Here is a 26609-nt window from a genome sequence, read left to right on the forward strand (position 1 = left end):
GTCTAGTATGTCATTCTCCCAGGGAGAGCGCCATGCCCACCGCACCCGTCCTGGACTCGACGATCTTCTACCGGGAGGTCGGCCGGGGGCCGACCCCGACGGTCTTCCTGCACGGCAACCCCACGTCGTCGTACCTGTGGCGGCACGTCCTGCCCGTCGTCGGAGCCGCCGGCCGGTGCCTGGCACCCGACCTGATCGGCATGGGCGAGTCCGGCAAGCCCGATATCGCCTACAGCTTCGACGACCACGCCCGATACCTCGACGCCTGGTTCGACGCCCTCGAACTCGACCGGGTCGTACTGGTCGGCCATGACTGGGGCGGCGCGCTCGCCTTCGACTGGGCCGCCCGCCATCCCGGACGCGTACGCGGCATCGCGTTCACCGAGACGATCGTGAAACCGATGTCCTGGGAGGAGTTCCCCGCCGGCGCCCGCCCGCTGTTCGAAGCGATGCGGTCCCCCGGAGTCGGCGAGGCGATGGTGCTGGAGGAGAACGCCTTCATCGAGCAGGCGCTGCCTCGCACCGTCCCCGGGCTGAGTGACGAGGACCTCGCGGTCTACGGCCGCCCCTACCCGACCCGACGCAGCAGGGTGCCGCTGCTGCAATGGCCTCGGTCGATGCCGCTGGACGGCGAGCCCGCCGACGTCGTCGCCAGAATCGACGCCTACGGCCAATGGCTGGCCGACAGCGCGGACGTGCCCAAGCTCCTGCTCGCCTTCGAGGCCGGCGAGAGCACGATGATGAGCCTGCAGATCATCGACTGGTGCACCGCGCACATGTCCGCTCTGGAGACCGAGACGCTCGGGACGGCCGGCCACCACACGCCCGAGGAACAGCCCGAAGTCATCGCCTCCTCGCTCGTCGCTTGGCTGGACAAGCACGACCTGCTCTCCACCGAGAAGGGCCGGGCGTGATGCGCGCGATCCGGCAGCACGCGTTCGGCGGCCCGGAGGAACTCCGGCTGGAGGAGGTCCCCGACCCGCATCCGTCGGCCGGCCAAGTGCGGATCCGGGTCGAGTCGGCGGGCGTCCACCTGCTCGACACCGTCATCCGCCAGGGGGCGGGCGGGCCGCGGGTCGCGCCCCGCCTGCCCATGACACCGGGCCGCGAGGTCGCCGGAACGGTCGACGAGGTCGGCGCCGGCACCGACACCGGTCTCCTCGGCCGCCGCGTCGTGGCCGACCTCGGCCCGCCCAGTGGCGGATACACAGAGCTGGCGCTGGCACCTGCGGCGTCCGTCCACGTCCTGCCGGACGACGCCGACCCCGACTGCGCCGTGGCCATGGTCGGCACCGGCCGGACCACCATGGCGATCCTCGAACTCGCCGCGCCGGCCGCCGAAGACGTCGTCCTGGTCACCGCCGCCGCGGGCGGGATCGGAACCCTGCTGGTCCAGGCGTGCCACGCGGCCGGAGCGACGGTCGTCGGCGTCGCGGGCGGCCCCGGCAAGACCGCGCTCGCCCGCCGGACCGGCGCCGACCACGCCATCGACTACACCCGCCCCGACTGGCCCGACCGAGTGCGCCGGTCACTGGAGGGCAGGCCGGTGACACTCGTCCTCGACGGGGTCGGCGGCCGGATCGGCCGGAGCGCCCTGGAACTGCTCGGCGTCACCGGACGCCTGGTGATGTTCGGCTCGTCCTCGGGCTCCCTGACCGAACTGTCGGCCGCCGACCTGTTCAGCCGGGGCATCAGCGCCGCCTCCGCCGTCGGCGCACGCATCCTCCAACGCCCGGGCGGCACCCGGACGCTGGAACACGACGCCCTCCAAGCACTGCACGACGGACGCCTCGTCCCCGTGATCGGACAGAGGTTCGCCCTCGCAGACGCGGCCGCCGCCCACACCGCCCTGCAATCGCGAGCGACCACCGGAAAAACGGTCCTGCGCCCGTGACTCGCGATCTTCCTCGCAACGAAGGCATCGTGCACCACCGCCTCGTGCACTCAGCCACCGCCCACAACCGGCTCACCGGGCGCCCGCGGTCGCGGCGCATCCAGGCTTCGCCAGGGAAGACGTCGGCCATCCGGTTGGCGGTGGCCCGTCGCACCCCGGCCAGAGGGCGGAGAAGCCTGGCGGCCAGTCCTCTCAGTTCCTCTCACGGCAAATCAGCATCAGCCCACACCCACACCCCTAAGGACCAGCATGGAACAGCGTCGGCCGTTGGGTTATTGGTTGAAGCTCCTCGACCAGCTCATCGAAGACAACCTCAACCGGGTCCTTGAAGCGGACGGGCTTCATCGCCGCCATTGGCAAGCGATGAACCTGCTCGCGCCAGGCCCCGACTTCGACCGCGCGGGCCCACGTGGACCGGCCACAAAAGAAGCGATCGCGCAGAGACTACGGCCCTTCTGGTCCGGGAGTTCGGTCGACGTGGACGAGGCGGTCGAGGAGTTGAAGCGGCGTGGCTGGATCACCGAGCAGGAACCCCACGCTCTCACCCCCGCAGGCAAGACCGCGCACGCTGCTCTGGCGCAGAAGATCCAGAGAGCAGGGCGCCAGATCAGAGCAGGAGTGACCGCAGAGCGATACGCCGGCGCCATTGAGGTGCTCCGCCAAATGACCTTGAACGCAGAGAAAATGCATCAAACCGCGCCCTGAGCGCCTAGTGCACCTCCCGCCGAAGCACTTGCTGAACGCGCGATCTCTTCCCTGGGGGTGTCACGCCCGAGGGACGGGCGGTGTCTTCATGTTGAACAGCCAGAACACACACCTACACAGGGAGAACGTCATGGCGCTGCGCGTACCGAAGGCCGAGCTTCCCGCCGAGGTCAAGGAGAACATGATCAAGCAACTCGGTGACGTTCCCGAGAACGTCGAAGTGCTGTGGCACAGCCCCGCGGTCGCCCTGGACAACTTGGAGTTCGGCGCCAAGGCGGGCGCGTGGAGTGCGGCTGACAAGAGCCTCAAGTCGTTCGCGCACATGGCCGTCGCGGCGCAGGTCGGCTGCAGCTGGTGCCTCGACGTCGGCTACTTCCAGGCACGTAACGACGACCTGGACCTGACCAAGGCGAGCCAGGTGCCCCGCTGGCGGACCTCGGACGTGTTCACCCCGCTGGAGCGGGACGTGATGGAGTACGCCGAGGCGATGTCGAACACGCCGCCGACCGTCACCGACGAGCAGTACGCGGGCCTGCTGGAGCGGCTCGGCCCGGCGGCGATGGTCGAGCTCACCGTGCACATCGCCTTCGTCAACATGGCGACGAGGGCCAACGTGGCGAACGGGGTCTCCTCGCAGGGTTTCTCCGACGCCTGCGAGATCCCGCTTGCCGAGGTCCCGGGGAAGCCCCGTGCGGCGGCGTCGACGGCATGATCAAGCAAGCGACGGCCGAGGATCCGTTCATCGCCCACCGCAGCCTGCTGTTCACCGTCGCCTACCAGATGCTCGGGTCGGCGGCCGACGCGGAGGACGTGCTGCAGGACTCCTGGCTGCGGTGGGCCGGCATCGACCGCGCGCAGGTGAGCGACCCGCGGGCCTACCTCGTCCGGGTCGTCACCCGGCAGTCCCTCAACCAGCTGCGCACGCTGTCGCGCAGGCGCGAGGACTACGTCGGCGAGTGGCTGCCGGAACCACTGCTCACCAGCCCTGACGTCGCCGAGGACAGCGCCCTTGCGGAAAGCGTCTCGATCGCGATGCTGACCGTGCTGGAAACCCTGGCTCCGGTGGAGCGTGCGGTGTTCGTGCTCCGCGAGGTCTTCGAGCTGCCCTACGGCGAGATCGCCGCGGCCGTGGACAAGTCCGCGCCCACGGTGCGGCAGATCGCCCGGCGGGCGCGCGAGCGGGTGGCGGCTCGGCGGCCCCGAGTACGGGTGAGCCGGTCGGAGCAGCGAGCGGTGGTGGAACGGTTCCTGGCGGCGGTGCGCACCGGGAAGGTGGAGGAGCTGATCGAGGTCATGGCACCGGACGTGGTCTTGATCCCGGACGGCGGCGGGCTCGCGCCCGCAGCGCGCGCTCCTATCCACGGAGCCGAACTCGTCGCGGAGTCGCTCGCCCGCCCGGGCCGGACGGTGTCGACCGTCTGGCTCAACGGCGCGCCCGCCGGCCGGATCGAGATCGGCGGCCGGGTTGCCGCAGTGAGCCTGGTGGTCGAGGACGGGAGGGTGACCCTGATCCACGCGGTGGCGAACCCGCGGAAACTGACGCGCCTGGAGAAGCCGACCGACCTCGCCAGATAGCCCCCGCGCCGCCATTCCAGCGGACAGCCCCGTCCGGGCCCGCGCAGCCGCAGGGTGGTGGTCCTCGGCACGCCGCCGACCACCGCCCTGCGCCGGTGGTGTTCATGGCCACCACCGGCTGCATCTTCCTGCAACTCCCGCCCACCTTCGGCGCACCGCCGCAGACGGTCACCGCCAGTTCACGAATGGAGCGCTGCTCAGGGGTGGGCCAAGCTGCACCTCGGCGTAGAGCCCCGGCATCCCGCGCGGTGGACGTCGTCCAGCGCCGATTCCAGCGCCGCCGAGTCGAGCCCGGCCGACGCGCGCGGGCGCCGCCGGGCTAGGCCCCCGCCGCGCTGGACGGAGGAGCCTCTGACACGAGACACGCCCCAGCGCTCAGTACGACCGCGCTCGCCCGCACCAGCAGCCGCGTCTTCACCACAGTCGTCCTCCTCCAACCGAACGGGCGTCGGCGGTTCATCCAGCCAGGCCGCGGCGCAGGGCGGCGGCGAGTTCGGCCATCTGCCGTTGGGACACCTCGGCGGGCAGCGCCTGGGACCCGTGGAACGTCCCGGGCCACTGGTGCAGTTCGACCGGCGTGCCCGCCCGGAGCATCCGCAGCGCGTACTCGATGGCCTCGTCGCGCAGCGGGTCGAACTCGGCGGTGGCGACGTGGGCCGGAGGCAGGCCGGACAGGTCGCCGGCCCGCGCCGGCGCGGCGTAGTGGGTGGCGGGTCGGGAGCCCAGGTAGTGCCGCCACGCGACGGCGAGCTTGTCGCGTGTCATCCACGGTGTGTCCGTGAAGGTGCGCTGCGACCAGGTCTCCTGCCGGTCGTCGAGCATCGGCTGGTTGAGCAGTTGGAAGCGGATCGCCGGGCCTTGCTCGTCGCGCGCTCGCAACGCCAGCCCCGCCGCCAGGCCCGCGCCCATGCTGTGGCCGCCGACCGCGATGCGCTCTGGGGCGACGCCGAGCTCCGCGGCATGCTCGGCCACCCAGAGCAGCACGGCATAGGCATCCTCGTGGGCGGCTGGGAACGGATGCTCTGGGGCCAGCCGGTAGCCGACCGAGATCAGCACCGCCCCGGAGCCGTCGGCCATCCGGACGGCCTGCGAGTGCTCGGAGTCCAGGTTGCCGAAGACCCCGCCCCCGCCGTGCAGCCAGACCACGGCGCCCTGTGCCCGGCTCGGCCGGTAGATCCGCACCGGCACGTCCGGGGCGGCGGGCACCGTGCGATCCTCGATCTCCAATCCAGTGGTGTCGGGCGGCGGTCGCAGCCCGGCGCTCGCGGCGAGCCCGGCGCGGGTGGCGGCCGGATCGGTCAGGTCGAGGTCGGGGAGCAGCGGGGCGAAGGCTTCCAGTTCGGGATCCATGCCGTCCACGATCGCGGTTACCCCCGTCCCGAATCATCCGCCACCCGTCGGGCGTTCAGCGTCGGCCACGCACCGATCGGCGCCTATTCTGGCGCCATGGAGGCTCTGGCCGAACGGCTGTCGGGACTGGATCCGCACGTCGACGGCGTGATCCGCGTCGTGCTGTTCTACGACACGCTGATGCGCCGGCGGGTGGACCTGCCGGCGCTCGCCCGGGCCTCGGCGGGCCTGGCCGAGTGCACGGCCGGGATCCGGCTGCACGGCACCGGACGGGATATCCGCATGGCGCCCGACGGCCGGGAGGCGTCCGGCCCGGCCGCGCCCGCGTCCGGCACGGCGCCGATCACCCTCGACGAGGAGGAGATCGGCACGGTGTGGCTGGAGCGCCCCGGCCCGCCCGGTCCGCTCGACGCGGCGCTGCTGGAGCGGCTCGCCATCGCCGCCGCCGGGGTCGTCGAGCGGTACGGTCCGGCCCGCACCACCATGGCCGATCCCGCCCTGGTCGAACTGGTCGTCAGCGCCGACGGCGACGAGGCGGCGCGCTCCCGGGCGCTGCGGCTGCTGGGATTCGCCGCCGACCTGCCCGTCCGCGTCGTCGCGGTGCGCTCGTCGCTGCCGCTCGACCGGATCGGGGCCCTGATCTGCCCGGCTCGTCCGGTGAAGGCGGCCTCGGTCGCCGACGTCGGAGTGATCCTGGCCGCCGCCGTCGCCCCGGACCGGTTCCCGCCGGGCGTCCGCGCCGGCATCGGCGCCGCCGCGAGCCCCGACCGGTCCTGGCACCAGGCCCGCACCGCCCTGCGCTTCACCACTCCGCGTCAGCCGGTCGTCCACCACGACGACCTGGGCGCGCTGGCGTTGCTGGCTGAGATCCCTCCCGACGTCGCACGCGACAACGCCGACGTGGCCGCGATCGCCCGCATGGCCGACAGCCCCGAGGACCTGGAGACCCTGGACGCCTACTGCGCCACCGGCTCCCTGCGCGGCGCCGCCGACCTCCTCCACCTGCACCACAGCAGCGTCTCCCGCCGCCTCGAACAGATCGCCAAGGCCCTCGGCATCGAACTCACCGACCCCACCGGACTAACCCGGGCTCGGCTCGCCCTCACCGCGTGGCGGCTCCTGGAGAGTTGAGCCGCACACGACTCGTCCGCCGATAGCCGACATCACCGAAGACATTCCGGCACTGGCTGCTCACGCCCGTACCGCCGTCCGCCTGCACCCTCGGCGAGGCAACCCGGGCCCAGGCGACAGCAGCATCGGAGGGCCACTGCTGTGGCGCGCCGACGAGCCCTGGCCCCTCTGCGACCAGCCGCACGGCCGATCACCGAGTACCCGTTTGAGGAAGAACTGCCCAAGGAGATCCAGGAGGCGATCAAAGACCGGGACACCGACTATCCCGCTTACCAGTACGGCCTGTCGATCGCGTCCGGCTGCAAGATCGGCGGCGGCATGTCCTGGAACGTCACCAGCAGGGGGAGGTTGCTGACCGCCTGCGCCCGCACGCGGCCAGGGACTCGACATCTTGATACCGGCCCAATTCGACGTCTTGGCGAGCCGGCCGAGCACGGGCGACGGCGGCCGCACCGATTCGCCCCGTGCGGTCAGTTGGGGCGTCGCGTTCCGTGAGGCATTCTTGAGCCTCAAAAGCCCACTCACCCGGTAAGGGGAACGGAATCGCCCTGCCGGGTGAGGCGTCGCCGCGACGGGCGGTGCGATGTTCAACCGCATGACGGGTTCGAGACGTGGGATGACGGCGTCCCGGCCGACGTGGTGGCGTCAATGGCCTCGATGGGTGGGCCGAGCAACGATGGTCTGGGGTGTGGCGTACGCCGCCTTCGGCCTGGCATGTGCGCTCAGCCGAACCCCGCTGCTCTACCGCGGCGACACCCCGGCGCCTTCCGCGCTGGGCTGGGCGGTCGTAGCAGTGGGCTCTCTCGCGGTGCCGGCTTGTGTCGCGGTGGGTTGGTACGGGCTGCGGCCGACGCTGCGCGTGTGGCTGTGGGTACTCTGCGCGCTGGCCGGGACAGCTGCGTTCGGCCTGCTGATGGACGTCATCACGCTGATATTCGGCCAAGGGGTGGACAGCGGGGCGGCCGCCGCGAACCACGGGCTGGCAGCAACTGGGGCGCTCCTGCTGGCGGCCACGGCCCGGTCCGACCGCCGCCCGGCCACCGCCCCCGAACTCGCCCCGTCCACCGCGGTCGCCGCCCCGGCTCCGTCGGCCGCCTCCCGGACAGCCCACCTCGCTGCCTGCGCCGGTACAACTGCCTTCCTTCCTTACACGGTGATGAAACTGATCTGGGCGTCCGGCGGTACCTTCGCCGGGACGACCGGCGAGGAGATCAACGCGATTTCCGAGCGCAACGGCGCCTCGGGAATCTGGCTCACCCTGGGGTCTTGGGGACTCGACGGCACCGCGCTGTTGGCCGCGCTCGGGGTCTTCCTGCTCTGGGGGCTGGTCCGCCCATGGGGCCAGGTCTTCCCGCGCTGGGTGCCGTTGCTGCACGGCCGCCTCGTCCCGCGCTGGCTCCCCCTGACCCCGGCCCTGCTCGGCGCCGCCACACTCGCTCCGTACGGGGTGGTCGGGATCGGCTACACCACTCTGGCCACGGCCGGCATCGTCACAATGCGGCGCGGGGACTTCCACACCGCGGCTGACGCGCTGTTGGTCGGCTGGATCGGCATGGTCGCATTCGCCGTGTACGGGGTCGCACTGACCGTCGCCACCCGCTCGTACTGGCGTCGAACCGTCAGATCTTCCGCTAACTAGCCGTGCGCGGGGAGTTTCGACTGGTCACCCGAGATCCGGGAATATGCGTGGTGGCAAAATTTCTTCCGCAGTCTATTCGCATGTCTGGTTCATATGTTCGCCACGATCGTCCTCTCATGCCGCTGGTCACGCTGTACTGCTCGCGTGAGCACGATCGTGACCCGACTCAGCACCCCCTTGGAACGGCACGGTGAACAGGCGGGGTGCGAGGGCGGAGCGTGCCACGAAATGCCCGACCCCGGACGCCGCTGGGACGCTCCACCGGCCGCCGACCGGGTGGCCCGGCGCATCGATAACGGAAAGTTCGGTTCTCTGCGTGCGGGGCTCCCGTCAAGGGGCCCGCTGCATGCGACCGCCGACTTCCATCGCGGTCGTCATTGTTGATCAGTAGACTCCGGCCGACGAAGCGATCTTCTGGGGTGAACAACGTTGCGCGCCGACATTTTCCTGGGCCGGACGGAACGGAAGGCGCGGCTGGTCGTGCTGGGGGTCTTGGTGGCGGCCGCCGGAGCCTGCTCCGCAGACGAACCGAAGCTTGACATCTCCGGGTTGCATGCCTGCGACGTCCTGGACAGTACCCAACTGGACGCCATCGGGGTGGACCACGTGTCGGCGCAGAATCGGCGGGCCGCGCGCAGGGGGGCGGCAGCAACGGCGGCTATACGCGGTGCACGTGGAAGTCGTCCCCGCGCACCGCGTGGTACTCGATCACGGTGTCCCTCCAACCGTCGCGTGACAACGCCTGGGTCGGGAAGAAGGGGAAGACCGAGCCGGTATCCGGATCGCGCACCAGTCTTCTCGGCTATCAGATGTCGGTCGCGGCCGGCCCCGACCGGGGAGTGATCGGGATCGAGTTGCTACGAGCCAAGAAGCCGATCCGCGAGATCGCCGAGATGGTCGTCGAGAACCTGCGATCCGCTTAGATCGGACGCCTCCTGCTCATGCTGGAGGAAACGCCCATCACCCTGGCTCGGTGCGGGTGGACCGGCCCTACTGCCCGGGTCCGAGCAGGACGTCAACGGCGTCGCGTACGCCGTGGTGTTGGTTGGCCGACTCCTCGTGTCTGGCCGCGCGTGCGGTGAAATCGGAGGAGTCCGACAGCGCGCGCAACCCCTCAATGAGCCGGTCGGCGGTGAGGCGGTTGAGTGGAAGAGGAGGGGGGCCGAGATGCTCCTCATGGATGCGGCGCGCCCAGTAGGGCTGGTCCGCGATGTGGGGAACGGCCAGTTGGGGGACCCGGCGAGCAACGCCGCATGCGTGGTCCCAGCACCGCCGTGGTGGACAGCGGCAGGTCCGCTCCACTCTCCAGGGCGGGGAGGACAGCTACCGGCGGGATCCCTGACGCACTGCACCTGGTCCCCATCGACTACCTGGCGTTCGTGGACTGGGACGGGCAGCACATCCGCGACCTGATCACCTGACAGCGGCCCACGCTCGGCTCTGCAACAACGAACCGCAGCGCACGTTGGTGCACGCCGGTGAGCCTTTCGCTATGCAGGTCCGCGTTACTGGGAGAGTGTGATCAGGGGCGGTTAACGCCCCGAACCTGATCGGTCCCTGCGAAGCTTCATGATCAAGGCGATGAGGAAGGCGATCTCAGCCGCGATCACGGCCCCACCGAACAAGCCTCGCCAGGAGAGTTCAGGCCCCGTGATCACAGTGGCATGGTCGTCGGTCGCTCTGGCGGGCATCCTCCTACCCTCCGTGGAGCTCCCTGCGTGGTCGATCCTCCCATTGCCGTAATGCCCGCCGGGCAGCCTCCACTCTCCCTCGCAGTGGGTGCTCTCGCCCCTGCCCTGCCTGACGGTTTGGCAGCTCTCCACGTAGACGGTCGTTTTGTCGCCCGTGAAGTACAACCAGGTGACCGGGGCCAGCTCCGCGATGATCCATGCTGCCAGCGCGCCTGCGACAACGACGCTGACCAGCAGCGACTGCCAGGGCGAGAGCGTGCGTTTCTTGGTCGGGCGGCTCCGGCCGTTGTCCACGAGCACCTCCGCCTTGTTTGAGGCGAAATGCTAGCCACATCCCATCAGCCCCGCTGCGACCGGGTTTAAGGGGAAGGCGCCGCATGGTGGGTGGTCGACGGAAAACGCGACAACCTCCAAGGGGGGGGTGGCGACCGGTCCGCTATGTGGCGGGCCGCACCGTCCACGACTACGAGCGACTCCCTCAGGACTCCGAAGCCCACATCACCTGGGTCGGGATCACTCTGGTGTAACCGGGGTGTCGGACGGATATCTACGTTGACGCGTCGCCCTTTCGCACGTCACGCCAAGGGCTCGGCCGCGTGTGCTCGTCCAAGGACGGGGGCGCCTGCGGCGGCTTCCCTTATGACTTTGCTGGCGTCGCGTTCGTACGACGTCCTTGCTCTGAGTGTGAGGAGACCGCCGGCGACCGTGGGGATCACCAGGAGGTACATTCCGGCGTGCAGGGAGCCGAGCCGGTCCGAGGCGATGCCGACGATCAGGGGCCCGAAGGCTCCGCCGGCGGTGAGGAGCAACTGCAGGACGGCGAAGCCGAGCCCGCGTGAGGCGGCCGGGACCACGTCCGCGAGGCACGCGGTCAGGTTCGGGATCGCGATGGCCATCAGCGAGCAGGAGAGCAGAACGAGCGCGGTCAGCGAGCCGATCGACTCCGTCGACAGCGCTGCGGCCAGGACCAGGGAGCCCGCTGTGATGCCGCCGCCCCCGGCCAGCAGGCGTCCGCCCTTGCGGGTGCCGTGCCACTTGCCGCCCAGCCACGAGCCGACCAGGGTGCCGGTCAGCGTGCCCGCGACCGGGATCAGGCCGCTCAGCGAGCCTGCCGTGCCCGTGCCGACGCCGAGGTTGCGCACCATGAACGTGGGCAGCCAGTAGAAGATCCCGGCCAGGCCGAGAGTGAGCAGGGACTGCCCGGCACAGACCAAGACCAGGGTCGGGATGGCGAGGACCTGCCGGAGCTGCCGCCACAACGACGGCTCGGCCTTGGGCGCTGCGGAACCGGTGTGGGCGGGCGCGAGCGAGGCCGGGAACGCGTCGCCGGACGCTACCAGGCGGTCGAGTTCGCCGCGGCGCGGCTCGCGTAGCAGCCAGACGAGCAAGGCCGTGAGCACGCCTGGCACCACCATGACGAGGAACGCCACACGCCAGGAGAACGCCTCCGCCAGAACCCCGCCCAGCAGCGTCCCGACGCCTCCGAGGTGCGAGGTGGCGCGCGTGAGCCCGTACGCCTTGGCCCGGCTGACCGGCGGGTAGTAGTCGGCCAGGAGGCTGCCCGCGGCGGGATTGTCGACGTTCTCGGCCGCCGCGAGCAGCACGCGCATCAGGAAGAACATGACGAATCCGGTGGCCAACCCGGAGCCCAGCGTGGCGATCGCCCAGACGGAGACGACCACCGCGATGATCCGGGTGCGGCTGAGCCGGTCCGCCAGGAACCCCGCGGGCAGGCACACCACCGCCGCGGCCAGGGCTGCGGCCGTCGGGATCGAGCCGGCGGCGGTGTCGTTGAAGCCCCACTCCCGCTGTACGGCCGGGAGCACACCGGACAGCAGGTTGTTCTCGATCCGGTCCACCAGGCCCACGATGAACAGGACGATCAGCGGCGCCCAGCCGAACGGCGCGCGCGAGCCCGCAACGCCGGCGCGCGGCCGCCTTATCACCCCGGCCCGATGGGCGGTCACAATCTGCCGAGGGCCTTGGCCAGCGCGGTCGCGGTAGAGGCGATCACCTTGTCATCGTGCGCGGTGTCGTCGGTATTGCGGTTGGTGAACACCGACAGAATCATCGGCGCCTTCGACCCGGGTGTCCAAACGATCGCCACGTCGTTGGCGGTGCCGTGGTTACTCGCGCCGCCGGTGCCGGTCTTGTCCCCGACCGTCCAGTCCTCGGGCAAGCCCGCCCGGATCCGCGTGGCGCCGGTCAGGCTGGCCTTCAGCCACCCGACCAGCCGCGCCCGGTCACGGGCGTGGAGGGTCTTGCCGGTGGTGAGTTCCGTGAAGGTCCGTGCGGCCGCCGCGGGGGTGGTGGTGTCGCGCACTTCACCGGGCTCCCACTCGGTCAGCGTCGGTTCCGGCCGGTCCAGGCGGCTCGTCCGGTCGCCGGTGGCGCGGAAGAACTCCGTCAGCCCGCGCGGCCCGCCGATCTGCTTCAGCAGCGTGTTGCCCGCGAAACCGTCGGACTTGGTGATCCCGGCACGGCACAGCTGCGCGGGCGTCATGCCGGTGTCGGTGTACTCGGTGGTCTCCGGGGAGTTCCCGGTCAACCCGGCCATGTCTGCGGCCTTCCAGCGAACCACCCTGTCCATCAACCCCGGGTCGTTGGTGCGGGCCTTGCTCAGCACCGCCGCGCACGCGAACACCTTGAACATGGAGTTGAACGGGAAGCGCTCGGCGCCCCGGTAACCGACCGTCCTACCGGTCCCCAGGTCGATGCCGACTGCGCCGATACGCCCGTTGTAGGACTTCTCGAGTTCCTGCAGTATCTGGTTCAAGTCGGAACCAGAGGGGACGCTGCTCCCCGTCCGGACGGCGATACCGGAGGTGCTCTGCTCGTCGGCGACCGCACCCGTCGCATAGGCGAGGCCGCCCAGCAGCGCAGAAGCGGTGAACGCCGCGACCCCTAGTCGCATTCGTGTCATGCCGAAGAGAAGATCAGAAACTAAACGGGGATGTCCAATATTGATATTGGACACCCGGCCATATCGATATGCATATCAACAGCCGTTTAAGTGCGGATGACGCCAGTGGGTGTGCGGCATGCTTTAGTCGCCAAGGTGCCGATCTGGCTCACCCCCGCAGCGACTGCGGCCACGCTCCTCAGCACTCGGCGAGCGACTCGATCTAATGTTCGAGAATACTGAGACGGGCGCTCCCTCGGCTTCTAGGCTCGATGCCGTGACGACCTCTGAACCAACCGCCGAACCCGCCGAGCCGTGCCGTGGCTTCTGGGACGACACCGCCCGCATCCGGGCCGGCTATCTGGCCGAGGTGCCGACCCAGACCCTGGTGCTGAAGGTCGCCGAAGAGGTCGGTGAGGTCGCCGAGGCCTACATCGGGATGACCGGCGGCAACCCGCGCAAGGGCGTCCACAAGAACAGGACCGACGTCCTGGACGAGCTCGCCGACGTCATCCTGGCCGCTGCGATCCCCATGGTCGATCTGGCGGGCGGCGCCGCCGAGGCCGAGACGCACATGGCCGGACGGCTCGGTGTCGTCTCCGCCCGCGAGGTAGCCGCTCCACCAGGTGGCGCCCGGGGTGCGAGCGGCTGGCACGGGTCCTTCATCGCGCCCCACGTCCTGCTGCATCGCCAGGACGGTCACGTACTGATGCTGCGCCGCCACGCCACCGGATACCGCGACGGGTGGCTGTGCCCACCCGCCGGGCGGATCGAGCCGGGCGAGGACGTGCTGGCCGCCGCGATCCGCGAAGCGGCAGAGGAGGCCGGTGTCCGGCTACGAAAGCAGGACGCCCAGTTCGTCCACGTCATGCACCGCACCGAAACGACACTGCCCGGTCCATGCCACGCGGTCAGCGACTACTGGTTTCGCTTCGGCCGCTGGGAGGGCGAACCGCGCGCCGCCGAACCCAACAAGGCATCGGAGGCGTTGTGGATCGACCCGGCCAACCCACCCGACGATCTGATCCCCCACTGCGCCATGGCCCTCGCCGCGATCTCTCGCGGCGAACCATTCAGCGTCCACGGCTGGTCCTGAGATCCACTTGTCGTCCCCGAGGGCCGGGCGACGAAGCTGTGGCCGCTCTTTCAGGCCGTCCACCACTTGGTTCCAGGAGCGAGAGGGCCGACGACGATCTGCTGTAACCGGCCATCCCGAGGGCCCTCCCTAACCGCGTCCTCCAGCGAGGCGTCCGGTACCGGCGAACAAGGCCAACGATGCCAGGGCGCTCACGGCGGCAATGAGCGGAAGCGCGCCAGAGCCGTGGGTGCTGAGCAGCCAGCCACCGAGACCGGCACCGAGTGAGGCTCCGACATAGACCGCGCTGCTGCTGAGCGCCAAGGCTTGTGGCCCCGTCTCCGGTCCGGCCAACTTGAGGACGCGGGCCTGGACGGGCGGGGGAATCGCCCATGCGGCGGCCGACCACGCCAGCAGGAGGACAACGACGACGGGAAGGTACGCGGGCCGCAGCGACCAGCACAGCGCGAGTCCGATCATGGCGGCCACGAAGACCACCGCCGCGGTGGTGAACGCCCGTCCCGAGCCGAACCGGTCGACAAGCCCACCGCTGAGACGCGCTCCAGCGATGCCCGCGGCGCCGGTCAATGCCAGCAGACCGCCCAGCATGGCCGGCGTCACGCCCGCCGCGTCGTGGAGGAAGGCCGCGAGATAGGTCTGGAACAGCAGGTTTCCCAGCACCGCGACGACAGCGGCGAGCAGAACGCACAGCACGGCGGGACGTGCCAGAGGGCTGAGTCGCTCAGCGAGGCCGGCGGCCGGCGAGGGCGGAACGTCTGGCACCGCCAGGCCCACGCAGACCAGCGCTATCAGGCCGAGAAGGCCGCCGAGCACGAAGGTGGCCTGCCATCCGAATGCCGCACCGGTCCAGGTGCCCAGCGGAACTCCGATGACAACGGCACCGGTCAGCCCGGTCATGACGGTGGCGAGGTGGCGGCCCTGCCGTTCAGGCGGGGAATGCGCAGCCGTGACTGCGAACACGGTGGGCAGGGTGACCGCAGCCGCGAATGCGGCCAGGATCCGCAATGCCATCAAGGCCGGATAGGACGCGGCGAGCGGAACGGCGAAGTTGGCGGTGCAGAACAGCAGCAGGCCGCCGATGAGCAGGCGTTTCCGAGGCCATGAAGCGGTGACGACGGCGGCCACCGGCCCGATCACCGCGCACATGACCGAGAAGACGCTCACCAACTGGCCGGCTGCCGCCTCGCTGACCTGTAAGTCGTGCGCGATGGACGGCAGCACCCCCACGATGACGAAGTCGTCCGTCTGCAGGGCGAGAGCAGTGATGGCGAGCGCGAGAAGCCAGGGCTCGGCGAACGCGCGGCGGCGTGTGACATCCATGGGACGTTAACGTAACATGTGTTTCCTTAACTCCGACCAACCGAGCCAGGAGCGCCGCCAGTGGCCAGACCCCGCGACCCGCACCGCCGCACCGAGATCCTTGACGCGGTTCTGGACCACCTCGCCCAGACCGGGCTGTCCAGCGGATTCTCCTTCCGGCCGATCGCGCAGGCGCTAGGCCACAGCACGCGCGTGCTCACCCATCACTTCGCCGACAAGGACGCGCTGCTGGCCGCTCTGCTGGCACGTCTGGACGAGATCCAGCATGAGCAACTCCACGCGACGGAAGGCTGGGACGACACCGATCGGGGCATCGGATCGATCGTCCGCGACTCCTGGCACCGCCATCTCAGGCCGGCCAACCTTCCCTGCACTCGCCTGATCCACGAGATCGAGGGACTGGCGGCCGCCGGGCGCCTCGGCGGCCAGGTGCCCAAGTTCCTGGCCGAGCGGGCCGAATTCGTCGCCGGGGCACTGACCGCCCGCGGACTCGATCCCCGCGAAGCCATGATCAAAGCGACCTACCTCAACAGCGCCTACGCCGGCCTGCAAACCGACCTGCTGATCACCGGCGACCACACCCGCGTCGAAGCCGCCCTCGACGACCTCTGCAAGCTCGCCGACTCCTGGACGGCAACCACCTCAACCGGGTAATACTCGACGGGACTGTCGAAGACCGGGGGCGAGGTCGGAGACGGCGGTTACCGTTGCCTGGTCGGGCAACTGCATCGGGCCGGGAGCGCATGGTGGCCGCCGAAGAGCACTGGTCAACCTGCTGCGCTGGCGCCCCGACCCCGACCAGCCGCCCCTGCCGCCCGTCCCCGGACGAACTGGCCAGTTCGTCGGCGCCTCCAAGATGGGACGAGACGTCTGCGAATACGGCGGCATCCTGCGAAAGCCGTGAACGGCATGTGGCGATCAGTGCGAGCAACGGCCTGATCGAGTTCTGCGCGGACTGCGCCATCGGTCAACCAACGAGCCCTCTGCAGGCTCCGCCCGGCCCCGTCGGCCAGAGGGCCCATGCGGTCCGGGTGAGGTCGTCCGGTAGCCCAGGCCGGCTCGCCCGTTGCGGGCCTCAGCGTAACCGTGCAGGTCAGCGGGTAGTTTTGCAGTGCAAAATCATGTGTTGTGAATCTGGTGCGGGGGTTGGCGCGCGCCCTAGCCTCCACGACTACCGGCACAGACGTCCGGTTACGTGGCCCCTGGGGTGAATGAGGTCCGATGTACGATCTGCTGGTTCGCGGGGGGACGGTGCTGGACGGCACCGGGTCCGCGCGCCGCCGCGCGGACGTGGCCGTCACCGCGGGACGCATCGCGGAGGTCGGCCTCCTGGACGGCGCGCGCGCCGCCGAGGAGATCGACGCGACCGGCCGGTACGTCATGCCGGGCTTCATCGACACCCATGTGCACGGTGACGCGGCCGTGTTCGACCCCGACGTGCAGCACGCCGCGCTGCGGCAGGGCGTCACGACGTTCGTGCTCGGGCAGGACGGCGTGTCCTACGCCCCGGCGAGCGCGGCGACGCTGCGGTACGTCAGCCGGTACTTCGCTCCTGTGAACGGCGTCCATCCGGGCCTGGGCGACGGGCCGGTCTCGGTCGCCGAGCTGCTCGCCGGATACGACCGGAGGACGCCGCTCAACACCGTCTACCTGCTCCCCCACGGGACCATCCGGCACAGCGTCATGGGGACCGCGCGGCGGGCCCCGGAGGCCGGCGAGCTGGCCGCGATGCGCGCCCACGTCGAGCGGGGGCTGGCGGAGGGCGCGGCCGGGCTGTCCACGGGGCTGGAGTACGTTCCCGGCGCCTACGCGGACGCGGCCGAGATCGCCGCGCTGTGCGAGCCGGTCGGCGCGGCGGGGCTGCCCTACGTCACGCACATGCGCGGGTACGAGTCGGAGGCCGTCACGGCGATGGCCGAGGTGCTGGAGATCTCGCGCGCCGGACGCGTCGCCCCGCACGTGTCGCACTACCACGGCCCCAAGGACCAGCTGGTCGCGCTCGTGGACAACGCGCGCGCCGAGGGCATCGACCTGACCTTCGACAACTACCCCTACCTGCGGGGGTCCAGCACGCTGACGCTGGTCACGCTGCCGGGCTGGCTCCCAATCGCCGACCTGGACGGGACGCTGGAGGCGCTCGCCGACCCGGCGGTCCGGCTGCGGCTGGAGCGGGAGTGGTTCGCGCACCGGCCCGAGGTGTGGCCGCGCATCACGTTGTCGCACGTCCCGGCGGACGAGTACCGCTGGGCCGAGGGCATGGCCCTTCCGGACGCGGCGGCGCAGGCCGGCAAGGCCCCTGGCGAGTTCTGCTGCGACCTGCTCGTCGCGACGCGACTGGAGGCGGGCTGCGTGTTCGGGCAGCCGCCGACCAACAGCGAGGAGTCGGTGCGGGCGCTGCTCAAGCACCCCGCCCAGACGACCGGCTCCGACGCCATCTACCAGGGCGGGCATCCGCATCCGCGCGGCTGGGGCGCCTTCGCCCGGCTGCTCGGGCGGCACGTCCGCGACCTCGGCGACTGGACGTGGGAGCAGGCCGCCGTGCATCTGTCCGGCCGCGCCGCCGACCGCTTCCGGCTCGCCGGCCGGGGCCGCGTCGAGCCGGGGTACGCCGCCGACCTCGTCGTCCTCGATCCCGCCACCGTCACCGACCGCTCCACCTACGAAAGACCCAGGGTGCCCGCCGAAGGCGTGGAACACGTCGTCGTCAACGGCGTGGCCGTCCTCAGAGACGGCGCTCTCGCGGCGGCCCACGAGCCGCCCGGACGGGCCCTGACACCCGCCTGACCCAGAACGCCCCCCCGCCCAGTTCGCCGGAGCCCGCTCGGGCTCCGGACCAGCACAAGGAGTCCATCCATGATCGGTAGGTTCACGCGCGCCATCGTGGCCGTCACGGCGCTGGGCACGCTGACCGCCACGGCCGCCTGCGGTGTCGAGTCCGGCGACGGCGGCTCGTCCGGCGGCGCCGGCAAGTCCAAGGCCCTCAAGGTGGGCTGGTCCACGATCTACCTGACCCCGTCGTGGATGCAGCAGACCGACAAGATGATCAAGGACGATGTCGCGAAGCTGAAGCAGGACGGCAAGGTCGCCGACTACCAGGTGTTCAACGCCAACGGCGACACCTCCCAGCAGATCGCCCAGATCCGGGCGATGATCCAGCAGAAGTACGACGTCATCCTGGTGGACGCCGGGTCGTCCACGGCGCTGAACCCGGCGCTGGAGCAGGCGGCGGACGCGGGCATCACGGTCGCCAACTTCGACAGCCTGGTCACCTCCGAGAAGGTCGTGCGCGTCGGCACCGACCAGACCGAGTGGGGCCGGATGATGGGCCAGTGGCTCGGCGACACGCTGGGCGGCAAGGGCAAGATCATCGCGTTCAACGGGCCGGCCGGCGTCGCGGTCAGCGAGCAGCGCTGGAAGGGCGCCGAGGAGGCGCTGAAGAAGTACCCCGGCATCAAGGTCGTCTCGAACGTGCACAGCGAGTACAACCTGGCCCCGGCCGCGCAGGCGTTCGCCTCGGCGTACTCCGCGAACCCCGACATCGACGGCGTGTTCTCGCAGGGCGGCGCCCTGTCGGCGGCGGCGCTGCAGACGCTCGTCAAGCAGAAGAAGAAGCTCGTGCCGATCACCGGCGAGAACTACAACGGCTTCCTGAAGCTGTGGCAGCAGAACAAGGACGCCGGGTTCTCCTCGCTGTCCACGGCGCAGCCCAACTACCTCGGCGTGATCGCGCTGCGCGCGGCGGTCGCGAAGGCCGGCGGGGCGACGGTGCCGAACCAGATCACCGTGCCGCTGCCCAGGATCACCAACGAGAACCTGGCCCAGTACGTCAAGGCGGACCAGCCGGACGACTCCTACCCCATCCAGGACCTGCCGCAGTCCGAGATCGACAAGCTGATCGGCAAGTAGCCATGACACTCCTGGCCGTCGAGCGGGTCTCCAAGTCCTTCGCGGGCAACCGCGTGCTGCACGAGGTGAGCTTCGACGTCCGCGCCGGTGAGGTGCTCGCGCTCGTGGGCGAGAACGGCGCGGGCAAGAGCACCGTGCTGTCCCTCATCACGGGGCTGCTGGCGCCGGACGCCGGACGGGTCGTCTACGACGGCGAACCCGTCCGCGACTGGTCGCCGCACCGTGCGCGGGCCGTCGGGATCGGCTCGGTGCACCAGGAGCTCAGCCTCAACCCGCATCAGACCATCGCCGAGAACGTGTTCCTCGGCCAGTGGCCGGCGCGGCGCGGGCTCGTCCTGCGCCGCGACCTGGCCCGGCGCGCCCGGCCGCTGCTGGAGCGCGTCGGCCTGGACGCCGACCCGCTGACCCGGGCGGGGCGCCTCCCGCTCGGCCAGCAGCAGCTCGTCGAGCTGGCCAAGGCGCTCGCGTCCTCCCCGCGCCTGCTGATCCTGGACGAGGCGACGTCCGCGCTGGACGACGACCAGGTCAAGAGCGTGTTCGAGGTCGTGGACGAGCTGCGCGAGGCGGGCTCGTCCGTGATCACCGTCAGCCACCGGATGGGCGAGCTGTTCGCCATCGCCGACCGGCTGACGGTCCTGAAGGACGGCGCGGTCATGGCCACCCGGGAGCGGGCGGAGACCGACCACGACGACATCGTGCGCCTGATGATCGGCCGGGAGCTGTCCGACCTGTTCCCGCCGAAGGCCGGGGCGGTCCCGCCGGGGACCGCGGCCGGCCCGGTCGCGGCGGAGATCGCGGCGATTCCCTCCGAAAAGGAGATCGCCGAGGAGAAGAAGGCCGCGACGGACGCGACACCCGTCCTCGCCGGCAGGCCGGTGCTGAGCGCGCGGGGGCTGACCGTCCCCGGCGCCTGCGCCGGCGTCGACCTCGACCTGGAACCCGGCCGGATCATCGGCCTCGGCGGGCTCCAGGGCCAGGGGCAGCGGGCGGTGCTGCGCGCGCTGTTCGGGCTCGTCCGGCACACCGGGCGGATCGAGCTGGACGGGCGCCCCGCCCGCCTCGGGTCACCGCGCGCGGCGATCCGCGCCCGCATCGCCTACGTGCCGGAGGACCGCAAGGTCGAGGGCCTGCACGTGGCGCAGACCGTCCGGGCGAACCTGTCCCTCACCAACCTCGACGTCGTCACGCCCGCGCGGCGGCTCACCACCGTCGACCGCGGCGCCGAGGCCCGGCTGGTCGACGACCTCATCGAGCGGATGCGGATCAAGGTGGCCGGGCCGGAGCAGGAGGCGCGCCGGCTGTCCGGCGGCAACCAGCAGAAGGTCGCGCTGGCCCGCTGGCTGCCGTCCGAGCCGCGGGTGCTGCTGCTGGCCGAGCCGACCCGCGGCATCGACGTCGGCACCAAGCGCGAGATCTACCACCTGCTCCGCCGGCTGGCCGACGGCGGCGTGGCGGTGCTGGTCACCTCGGGAGACACCATGGAACTGGTCGGCCTGTGCGACGAGGTCGCCGTCATGTACGAGGGCGCGGTCGTCGACCGGCTGTCGGGCGGCGACCTCACCGAGGAGCGGCTGGTCCGCGCCTCCGTGACCGGGACGGTGGCGCATGCCTGACCGCCTCACCGGGGCGCTGCGCGGCAACGTGGACGTGGCGGGCCTCGGTGCGCTGCTGATCGTCCTGCTCGCCGTCTACAGCCACTACGACCCCGAGGTGTTCACCCCGGCGTCGATCACGATCCTGTCGGCGCAGTTCCTGCCGCTGATCCTGGCCGCGATGGGGCAGAGCACCGTCATGCTGGCCGGCGGCATCGACCTGTCGCTCGGCTCGGTGCTGGCGCTCGCGATGGCGGTGTTCGCCGTGCGGGCGGAGGACGGCGTCGTGCTCGCGGCCGTGCTGGCGCTGCTGGCCGCCGCCGCGACCGGGGCCGCGAACGGCGTGCTCGTCGCGTACGCGGGGCTGCCGCCGATCATCGTGACGCTGGCCGCGTCGTTCCTGTGGGGCGGCGTCACGCTCGTCGTGCTCCCCCAGCCGGGCGGCGGCGTCCCGGCCGGCCTGGTCAAGGCGTACAACAACGGCTGGAACGGGATCGCGCTGCCGTTCCTGGCGATCGCCCTGGTCCTGGTGCTGTGGAAGGTCGTCCGGACGACCCGGTTCGGGCTCTCGCTGTACGCGGTCGGCGGCAACGAGCACGGCGCCTACGCCAGCGGCATCGCGACGCGGAAGGTGAAGATCTCCGCCTACGCGCTGGCCGGCGTCTTCGTCGGCCTCGCCGGGATCGGCCTCGCCGTCCAGACCGGCTCGGGGGACGCCACGATCGGCGCCCCGTACACGCTCAACTCGATCGCCGCGTCCGTGCTCGCCGGGGTCAGCTTCTTCGGCGGCGTCGGGCAGATGCGCGCGACCGTCCTGGCCGCGCTGCTGATCGGCCTGCTGACGAACCTGCTGCTGTTCACCGGGCTGTCGCCCTTCTACCAGCTGATCATGCAGGGCGCGGTGCTGATCGTGGCGATCGCCGTCAAGACGTTCGCGACCCGGGAGAGGACGGACTGATGACCGCGCTACCGCGCGCCGCCGCAGTGCCGAGGGTGCTGCGGGACAACCGCGCCGCCTGGGCGTTCGGCGTGCTCATCGTGACCTGGATCGCCGCGGTCCTGTTCGCGAAGGGCTTCGACAGCGTCTCCAGCGTCCGCTACCTGGTGCAGACCGCCGCGTTCCTCGGCATCGTCGCCGTCGGCCAGACCCTCGTGATCATGATGAGCGGCATCGACCTGTCGGTGTCGGGCGTCGTCGCGCTGTCGGCGGTCGTGTGCGCGCAGGTCGCGTCCGGCTCGGGCGGGACGGCGGGCATCGCCGCGGCGCTCCTCGCGAGCGTCCTCGTCGGGATCGCCAACGCGGCCGGGGTGACCTGGCTGCGGGTGCCGCCGATGGTGATGACGCTGGCCACCGGCACGATCGTCGCCGGCGCGCTGCTCGTGTACACCGACGGGTCGCCGAAGTCGGCGAAGGTGCCGCTGCTGGCGTCGTTCGCCAACGACCGCGTCGCGGGGGTGCCGCTCGCGTTCGTCCTGTGGATCGCCATCACCGCGGTCGCCGCCTGGCTGCTGCACGCCTCCCGGGTCGGACGGTACGTGTTCGCGCTCGGCAACGGGGAGCGGGCCTCGCGCGCGTCGGGGGTGCCGCTCGCGCGCACCGCGTTCATCGCCTACGGGACGTGCGCGCTGCTCGCCGGGGTGTCCGGGCTGGTGCTGCTCGGGTTCACCTCCACGAGCTCGCTCACGATGGGCAACCCGTACCAGCTGCTGTCGATCGCGGCGGTCGTGCTGGGCGGGACGTCCATTCTCGGCGGGCGCGGGCACGTCCTCGGGACGGTCGCGGGCGCCCTGCTGCTGACGCTGCTGACGGCGCTGCTGGCCGCGTGGAACGTGTCGGAGGGCGTCCGGCAGATCGTGCTCGGGCTGCTCATCATCGCGCTGCTGCTCGCCTACGCCAGGGAACGGCGGTCCTGATGACGTCCTCGGGGGAGCTTCTGCGGGCCATGGTCGGCACCGCCAGCGTCAACCCGCGCGCCGGTTCCGGGCCCGGGTTCGGCGAGGCGGCGATCGCCGAGTACGTCCGCGACTGGCTGGCCGGCCGCGGGATCGAGGCCGAGCTGCGGGAGGTGCTGCCGGGACGTCCCAACGTCGTCGCGACCGTGCCGGGGCGCGGGCCGCGCATGGTGCTGCTCGAATCGCACCTGGACACGGTCGAGACCACCGGCATGTCGATCGACCCGTTCGCCGGGACGATCCGGGACGGCCGCCTCTACGGCCGCGGCGCCTGCGACGCCAAGGGACCCCTCGCGGCGTTCATGCGGGCGGCGGTCGAGCTCGCCGCCGACCCGGCGGAGACGGGGGTCGTCCTCGCCGGGGTGATGGACGAGGAGCACGCCTACCAGGGCGTCCTCGGCCTGATCTCCGACCTCGGCGACATGCCGGTGGTGGGCGCGATCGTGGGCGAGCCGACCGGGCTGGTGCCCGCGACCGCGCACAAGGGCTGCGTCCGCTACACCGTCCGCGCGCTGGGCAGGGCCGGGCACAGCTCCCGGCCGGACGAGGCCGTCAACGCCGTCACCCTCATGTCCCGCGTGATCGACCACATCGCCTCCGCCGAGCCGGACGTCGCGCCGCATCCCCTGCTGGGGCCGGCGACGCGCTGCGTCACCCGAATCAGGGGCGGTGAGGGGCCGAACACCGTTCCGGGACGCTGCGAGATCGACATCGACCGCCGCACCCTCCCCGGCGAGGACCCCCTGGACGTGTGGCGCCGCGACCGCGCCGAGCTGACCGCCCTCCTTCCCGGTCAGATCGAGGTGGACGAGCCGTTCACCGTCGACTACGCCCTCGACACCCCGGCGTCCAGCCCGGTGCCGGCCGCGCTCTGCCGCGTGCTGGAGGCGGCGGGGCATCCCGCGGCCGTCCAGGGCATGCCGTTCGGCACCGACGCGAGCAAGCTGGCGCGCGCGGGCATCCCCTCGGTCGTCTTCGGCCCCGGCTCGATCACCGACGCCCACTCCGCCGACGAATCGGTGGCGCTCGCCGACGTGGACCTGGCCACCAGGCTGGTCGTCGACACCGTCCGGTCCCTCGACGGGGGTGCGGCGTGAAGCTGACGGAGCACATCGACCTCATCGGCAGCGGAGCGGCCGGGTTCGACCTCACCGATCCGCTGGACTGCCACGTGTACCTCGTGCGGGGGCCGTCCGGAGCGGCGCTGATCGACGCCGGAGCCGGGGCGTCCGCCCGGGAGTTCGCCCAGCGGCTGCGCGGCGAGACGGGCGAGCGGCACCTGCTGCTCACCCACGGGCATGCCGACCACGCGGGCGGCGCCGCCGAGCTGGCGCGGAGCGTGGAGGGGATCGCCGTTCGCGCGGGGGCACCGGCGGACCAATGGATCGCGTCCGGCGACGAGCAGCTGCTCAGCGTCGACCGCGGCAAGGCTGCCGGGGTCTACCCCGACGAGTACGCGTTCGCGGCGTGCCCGGCGGTGCGTCCCATCGCGGACGGCGAGCAGGTCGACCTCGGCGGGGGCGTCGTCCTGCGGGCCGTCGCCACCCCCGGGCACGCGGACGGGCACATCTGCTACCTGCTCGACGCGCCCGAAGGGCGAGCGCTGTTCTCCGGCGACTGCGTGTTCACCGGCGGACGGATCTCGCTGCAGAACCTCCACGACGCGCGGGTGCCGGAGTACGCCGCGAGCCTCGCCCGGCTCGCCGGCCTGGAGGTCGACATGCTGCTGCCGGGCCACCACGAGATATCGCTCGCCCGCGCGGGACGGCACCTGCGAGCCGCGCGGGACGTCCTCGGCCGCGGCCTGCTTCCGGGGAGCACCACATGACCGACGAGGCCAAGCCCCGCAACCAGTCGTCGTCGCTGCGCCGCGCGCTCGCGGTGCTCGACCACGTCCGCGACCACGCCGACGCACGCGGCATCTCGCTGACCCGCATCGCCGACGACCTCGGCATCAGCAAGAGCACGGTGCTGCGGCTCACGCAGCCGCTCATCGACGGCGACCTCCTCACCCGGGACCGGGACACCGGCTGGTTCCGGCTCGGGCACGGCGCGCTGCGGCTCGGCCAGGCGTACCTGTCGACGCTGGACATGCGGGCGGTCGCCGCCGACCCGCTGCGCCGCCTCCAGCACGTCGTGGGCGAGACCTGCCACCTCGTCGTCTACGAGGCGCCCGACGTGGTCTACATCGACAAGGTGGAGAACGAGCACAACGTCCGGATGGCGTCCCGGGTCGGGATGCGGATGCCCGCCTACCGGACGGCCGTCGGCAAGGCCATCCTGGCCTGGCTCGGTGAGGACGACTTCCAGCTCGTGGTCGCCGCCGGGATGCCGCCGCGCACCGAGCGGACGATCACCGACCCGGCCCGCCTCGCCGCCGAACTGGAACGGGTACGCCTTTCCGGGTACGCCGTGGACGACCGGGAGAACGAGCCGGAGGTGCGGTGCGTCGCGGCGCCGATCTTCGACCACACCGACCGGGCCGTGGGCGCGCTGAGCGTGTCCGGGCTGACGTCCCGGATGACGCCGGCGCGGGTCCGGGAGGTCGGTCCGATGGTGGCGCGGACCGGCCTGGAGATCTCCCGCGTGCTCGGCTCGTCCCGGCCGCGCCGCCGCCGCAACGACGAAGGGAACCAGCCGTGAACCTCACCATCCCGAACGAGCAGGCCGACTGGCGGACGAAGGGCCTGTGGCAGCCGCGGGCCGTCCCGCTGGAGGAGTTCGCCGCCGCCCGCCATCCGCTGTTCGGCGGCCCGTTCACCTGGCCGGTCATGGTGGCGCGGCGGTCGGCGCTGGACCACAACATCGCGGCGCTCGCCGCGTTCTGCGGCGAGCACGGGCTGGCGTTCGCGCCGCACGGCAAGACGACCATGGCCCCGTCGCTCTTCCAGGACCAGCTGGACGCCGGCGCCTGGGGGATCACCGCCGCGACCGCGAACCAGGTCCTCGCCTACCGGACGTTCGGCGTCCCCCGGATCCTGCTGGCCAACGAGCTGCTCGACCCGACCGCGCTGCGCTGGCTGGGCGGCGAGGTCGACCGCGGCATGGAGTTCCTGCTGTACGCGGACTCACCCGAGGGCGTCGCCGCGATCTCCGCCGCGGCCGGGGAGCGTCCGTTCCGGGTGCTGGTCGAACTCGGCCACCCCGGCGGGCGCACCGGCTGCCGCACGGTCGAGGAACTGGCCGGGGTCGCCCGCGCGGTCGCCGCCGCGCCCGGCGCCGAACTCGCCGGGGTCGCCGGATACGAGGGCGGGCTGCCGGACGTCCCGTCCGCCGCCGCGTACCTGCGGGCGCTCCGCGACGCGACGATCGCGCTGTCCCCGCTGCTCCCCCGCGACGTCGTCGTCACCGCCGGCGGCAGCGCCTACTTCGACCAGGTCGCCGAGCAGCTCGCGGGCGACTGGCTGCCCGGCCACGACCTCACCGTGGTCCTGCGGAGCGGCGCCTACGTGTCGCACGACGACGGCATCTACACCAGGAAGACGCCGTTCACCCGGGTGCCCGGGTCGCTGGACGCGGCGCTGGAGATCTGGGCGCAGGTCACGTCCGTGCCGGAGCCCGGCCTCGCGATCGTGGGGATGGGCAAGCGGGAGGCCCCCTACGACGCCGGGCTGCCCGTCCCGCTGAAGCTCCGCCGGGCGGACGGCACGATCGTCCCGGCCGAGGGGCTGAGCGTCACCGACACCAACGACCACCACGCCTACGTGGCGTTCGGCGACCAGGCCCCGCGCCCCGGCGACCTGATCTGCTTCGGCATCTCCCACCCGTGCACGGCCTTCGACAAGTGGCAGGTCATCCCCGTCGTGGACGACGACCACACGGTCATCGACCTGATCCGCACGTACTTCTGAGAGG

At 71.4% G+C, this 26609-nt stretch carries 25 protein-coding genes; 20 read left to right on the plus strand and 5 right to left on the minus strand.

From position 1 onward, the window contains the following. Positions 1-32: 32 nt before the first annotated feature. The 5 genes from ACGFI1_RS24240 to sigJ all read left to right on the plus strand — a co-directional run bounded on the left by ACGFI1_RS24240 (position 33) and on the right by sigJ (position 4174). The gene (locus ACGFI1_RS24240) at positions 33-914 is read left to right on the plus strand and encodes a haloalkane dehalogenase (protein ID WP_392788076.1); all 882 of its coding nucleotides are present in this window, start codon (positions 33-35) and stop codon (positions 912-914) included. After that, entirely contained in the window at positions 914-1894 is a 981-nt protein-coding gene (locus ACGFI1_RS24245) for a zinc-binding dehydrogenase (protein WP_392788299.1), read from the plus strand. The genes ACGFI1_RS24240 and ACGFI1_RS24245 overlap by 1 nt, the downstream gene beginning before the upstream one ends. Before the next feature lie 249 nt (positions 1895-2143). Then, positions 2144-2599, plus strand: a complete 456-nt coding sequence (locus ACGFI1_RS24250) for a MarR family transcriptional regulator (RefSeq protein ID WP_392788079.1) — start codon at positions 2144-2146, stop codon at positions 2597-2599. A gap of 130 nt (positions 2600-2729) precedes the next feature. Continuing rightward, positions 2730-3311 carry a carboxymuconolactone decarboxylase family protein gene (locus ACGFI1_RS24255; protein ID WP_364549761.1) on the plus strand — a complete coding sequence of 194 codons (582 nt, stop codon included), beginning with the start codon at positions 2730-2732 and terminating at the stop codon, positions 3309-3311. Further along, complete coding sequence (gene sigJ, locus ACGFI1_RS24260; RefSeq protein ID WP_392788082.1) at positions 3308-4174, plus strand: RNA polymerase sigma factor SigJ; 867 nt, start codon at positions 3308-3310, stop codon at positions 4172-4174. Before ACGFI1_RS24255 ends, sigJ begins: the two co-directional genes overlap by 4 nt. A 456-nt stretch (positions 4175-4630) precedes the next feature. On the opposite strand, the gene ACGFI1_RS24265 is transcribed toward sigJ, so the two are convergent. Beyond that, entirely contained in the window at positions 4631-5524 is an 894-nt protein-coding gene (locus ACGFI1_RS24265) for an alpha/beta hydrolase (protein WP_387077684.1), read from the minus strand. Between the two features lie 96 nt (positions 5525-5620). Between ACGFI1_RS24265 and ACGFI1_RS24270 the strand changes: the two genes are divergently transcribed. The 4 genes from ACGFI1_RS24270 (at position 5621) to ACGFI1_RS24285 (ending at position 9715) form a co-directional block, all read left to right on the plus strand. Beyond that, positions 5621-6655 (plus strand): PucR family transcriptional regulator, encoded by a 1035-nt coding sequence (locus ACGFI1_RS24270; protein ID WP_392788085.1) that lies wholly within the window; start codon positions 5621-5623, stop codon positions 6653-6655. Positions 6656-7343: 688 nt separating this feature from the next. Beyond that, positions 7344-8294 carry a hypothetical protein gene (locus tag ACGFI1_RS24275; RefSeq protein WP_392788087.1) on the plus strand — a complete coding sequence of 317 codons (951 nt, stop codon included), beginning with the start codon at positions 7344-7346 and terminating at the stop codon, positions 8292-8294. 713 nt (positions 8295-9007) lie between these two features. Beyond that, the gene (locus ACGFI1_RS24280) at positions 9008-9217 is read left to right on the plus strand and encodes a hypothetical protein (protein ID WP_392788089.1); all 210 of its coding nucleotides are present in this window, start codon (positions 9008-9010) and stop codon (positions 9215-9217) included. A gap of 330 nt (positions 9218-9547) precedes the next feature. Continuing rightward, positions 9548-9715: a hypothetical protein gene (locus ACGFI1_RS24285; RefSeq protein WP_392788091.1), complete on the plus strand. Its 168-nt coding sequence runs from the start codon at positions 9548-9550 to the stop codon at positions 9713-9715. A 111-nt stretch (positions 9716-9826) separates the two neighbouring features. On the opposite strand, the gene ACGFI1_RS24290 is transcribed toward ACGFI1_RS24285, so the two are convergent. The 3 genes from ACGFI1_RS24290 to bla all read right to left on the minus strand — a co-directional run bounded on the left by ACGFI1_RS24290 (position 9827) and on the right by bla (position 12962). Continuing rightward, positions 9827-10285 carry a hypothetical protein gene (locus ACGFI1_RS24290; RefSeq protein ID WP_392788093.1) on the minus strand — a complete coding sequence of 153 codons (459 nt, stop codon included), beginning with the start codon at positions 10283-10285 and terminating at the stop codon, positions 9827-9829. Between the two features lie 275 nt (positions 10286-10560). Next, complete coding sequence (locus tag ACGFI1_RS24295) at positions 10561-11952, minus strand: MFS transporter (RefSeq protein WP_392788096.1); 1392 nt, start codon at positions 11950-11952, stop codon at positions 10561-10563. Then, complete coding sequence (gene bla / locus ACGFI1_RS24300; RefSeq protein ID WP_392788100.1) at positions 11949-12962, minus strand: class A beta-lactamase; 1014 nt, start codon at positions 12960-12962, stop codon at positions 11949-11951. Before bla ends, ACGFI1_RS24295 begins: the two co-directional genes overlap by 4 nt. A gap of 202 nt (positions 12963-13164) precedes the next feature. Here bla and ACGFI1_RS24305 point away from each other — a divergent pair, with 202 nt between their 5' ends. Beyond that, positions 13165-13983 carry an NUDIX domain-containing protein gene (locus ACGFI1_RS24305; RefSeq protein WP_392788102.1) on the plus strand — a complete coding sequence of 273 codons (819 nt, stop codon included), beginning with the start codon at positions 13165-13167 and terminating at the stop codon, positions 13981-13983. 129 nt (positions 13984-14112) lie between these two features. On the opposite strand, the gene ACGFI1_RS24310 is transcribed toward ACGFI1_RS24305, so the two are convergent. Then, complete coding sequence (locus tag ACGFI1_RS24310) at positions 14113-15303, minus strand: MFS transporter (protein ID WP_392788105.1); 1191 nt, start codon at positions 15301-15303, stop codon at positions 14113-14115. Between the two features lie 60 nt (positions 15304-15363). Here ACGFI1_RS24310 and ACGFI1_RS24315 point away from each other — a divergent pair, with 60 nt between their 5' ends. The 10 genes from ACGFI1_RS24315 (at position 15364) to ACGFI1_RS24360 (ending at position 26605) form a co-directional block, all read left to right on the plus strand. After that, complete coding sequence (locus ACGFI1_RS24315; RefSeq protein ID WP_387078131.1) at positions 15364-15957, plus strand: TetR/AcrR family transcriptional regulator; 594 nt, start codon at positions 15364-15366, stop codon at positions 15955-15957. Positions 15958-16524: 567 nt separating this feature from the next. Further along, positions 16525-18087, plus strand: coding sequence for an N-acyl-D-amino-acid deacylase family protein (locus tag ACGFI1_RS24320; RefSeq protein ID WP_392788107.1), 1563 nt, complete (start codon positions 16525-16527; stop codon positions 18085-18087). 69 nt (positions 18088-18156) lie between these two features. Then, positions 18157-19209, plus strand: a complete 1053-nt coding sequence (locus ACGFI1_RS24325) for an ABC transporter substrate-binding protein (protein ID WP_386873128.1) — start codon at positions 18157-18159, stop codon at positions 19207-19209. Positions 19210-19211: 2 nt separating this feature from the next. After that, on the plus strand, positions 19212-20822 hold the full coding sequence (locus ACGFI1_RS24330) for a sugar ABC transporter ATP-binding protein (RefSeq protein WP_392788110.1): 1611 nt from the start codon (positions 19212-19214) through the stop codon (positions 20820-20822). Then, positions 20815-21759 carry an ABC transporter permease gene (locus tag ACGFI1_RS24335; RefSeq protein ID WP_387078123.1) on the plus strand — a complete coding sequence of 315 codons (945 nt, stop codon included), beginning with the start codon at positions 20815-20817 and terminating at the stop codon, positions 21757-21759. The genes ACGFI1_RS24330 and ACGFI1_RS24335 overlap by 8 nt, the downstream gene beginning before the upstream one ends. After that, positions 21759-22715, plus strand: a complete 957-nt coding sequence (locus ACGFI1_RS24340; protein WP_392788113.1) for an ABC transporter permease — start codon at positions 21759-21761, stop codon at positions 22713-22715. Before ACGFI1_RS24335 ends, ACGFI1_RS24340 begins: the two co-directional genes overlap by 1 nt. Beyond that, the gene (locus ACGFI1_RS24345; protein ID WP_392788114.1) at positions 22715-23851 is read left to right on the plus strand and encodes a M20 family metallopeptidase; all 1137 of its coding nucleotides are present in this window, start codon (positions 22715-22717) and stop codon (positions 23849-23851) included. Before ACGFI1_RS24340 ends, ACGFI1_RS24345 begins: the two co-directional genes overlap by 1 nt. Further along, positions 23848-24582 (plus strand): MBL fold metallo-hydrolase, encoded by a 735-nt coding sequence (locus tag ACGFI1_RS24350; RefSeq protein WP_392788117.1) that lies wholly within the window; start codon positions 23848-23850, stop codon positions 24580-24582. The genes ACGFI1_RS24345 and ACGFI1_RS24350 overlap by 4 nt, the downstream gene beginning before the upstream one ends. Next, a complete protein-coding gene (locus tag ACGFI1_RS24355) occupies positions 24579-25397 on the plus strand; it encodes an IclR family transcriptional regulator (protein WP_386873116.1) in 819 nt (272 codons plus the stop codon). Before ACGFI1_RS24350 ends, ACGFI1_RS24355 begins: the two co-directional genes overlap by 4 nt. Continuing rightward, positions 25394-26605 (plus strand): alanine racemase, encoded by a 1212-nt coding sequence (locus tag ACGFI1_RS24360; protein ID WP_364549726.1) that lies wholly within the window; start codon positions 25394-25396, stop codon positions 26603-26605. The genes ACGFI1_RS24355 and ACGFI1_RS24360 overlap by 4 nt, the downstream gene beginning before the upstream one ends. Positions 26606-26609 lie beyond the last annotated feature (4 nt).

Origin of the sequence: Actinomadura geliboluensis (assembly GCF_043197915.1) — a bacterium.
Classification (GTDB): Bacteria; Actinomycetota; Actinomycetes; order Streptosporangiales; family Streptosporangiaceae; genus Spirillospora; species Spirillospora geliboluensis.

Coding starts and splice junctions, on each gene's coding strand:
- ACGFI1_RS24255 (WP_364549761.1), top strand. CDS start 2,730: ATGGCGCTGCGCGTACCGAAGGCCGAGCTTCCCGCCGAGGTCAAGGAG.
- ACGFI1_RS24355 (WP_386873116.1), top strand. CDS start 24,579: ATGACCGACGAGGCCAAGCCCCGCAACCAGTCGTCGTCGCTGCGCCGC.
- ACGFI1_RS24325 (WP_386873128.1), top strand. CDS start 18,157: ATGATCGGTAGGTTCACGCGCGCCATCGTGGCCGTCACGGCGCTGGGC.
- ACGFI1_RS24240 (WP_392788076.1), top strand. CDS start 33: ATGCCCACCGCACCCGTCCTGGACTCGACGATCTTCTACCGGGAGGTC.
- ACGFI1_RS24245 (WP_392788299.1), top strand. CDS start 914: ATGCGCGCGATCCGGCAGCACGCGTTCGGCGGCCCGGAGGAACTCCGG.
- sigJ (WP_392788082.1), top strand. CDS start 3,308: ATGATCAAGCAAGCGACGGCCGAGGATCCGTTCATCGCCCACCGCAGC.
- ACGFI1_RS24310 (WP_392788105.1), bottom strand. CDS start 15,303: ATGGATGTCACACGCCGCCGCGCGTTCGCCGAGCCCTGGCTTCTCGCG.
- ACGFI1_RS24320 (WP_392788107.1), top strand. CDS start 16,525: ATGTACGATCTGCTGGTTCGCGGGGGGACGGTGCTGGACGGCACCGGG.
- ACGFI1_RS24270 (WP_392788085.1), top strand. CDS start 5,621: ATGGAGGCTCTGGCCGAACGGCTGTCGGGACTGGATCCGCACGTCGAC.
- ACGFI1_RS24285 (WP_392788091.1), top strand. CDS start 9,548: ATGCGTGGTCCCAGCACCGCCGTGGTGGACAGCGGCAGGTCCGCTCCA.
- ACGFI1_RS24340 (WP_392788113.1), top strand. CDS start 21,759: ATGACCGCGCTACCGCGCGCCGCCGCAGTGCCGAGGGTGCTGCGGGAC.
- ACGFI1_RS24330 (WP_392788110.1), top strand. CDS start 19,212: ATGACACTCCTGGCCGTCGAGCGGGTCTCCAAGTCCTTCGCGGGCAAC.
- ACGFI1_RS24265 (WP_387077684.1), bottom strand. CDS start 5,524: ATGGATCCCGAACTGGAAGCCTTCGCCCCGCTGCTCCCCGACCTCGAC.
- ACGFI1_RS24335 (WP_387078123.1), top strand. CDS start 20,815: ATGCCTGACCGCCTCACCGGGGCGCTGCGCGGCAACGTGGACGTGGCG.
- ACGFI1_RS24250 (WP_392788079.1), top strand. CDS start 2,144: ATGGAACAGCGTCGGCCGTTGGGTTATTGGTTGAAGCTCCTCGACCAG.
- ACGFI1_RS24345 (WP_392788114.1), top strand. CDS start 22,715: ATGACGTCCTCGGGGGAGCTTCTGCGGGCCATGGTCGGCACCGCCAGC.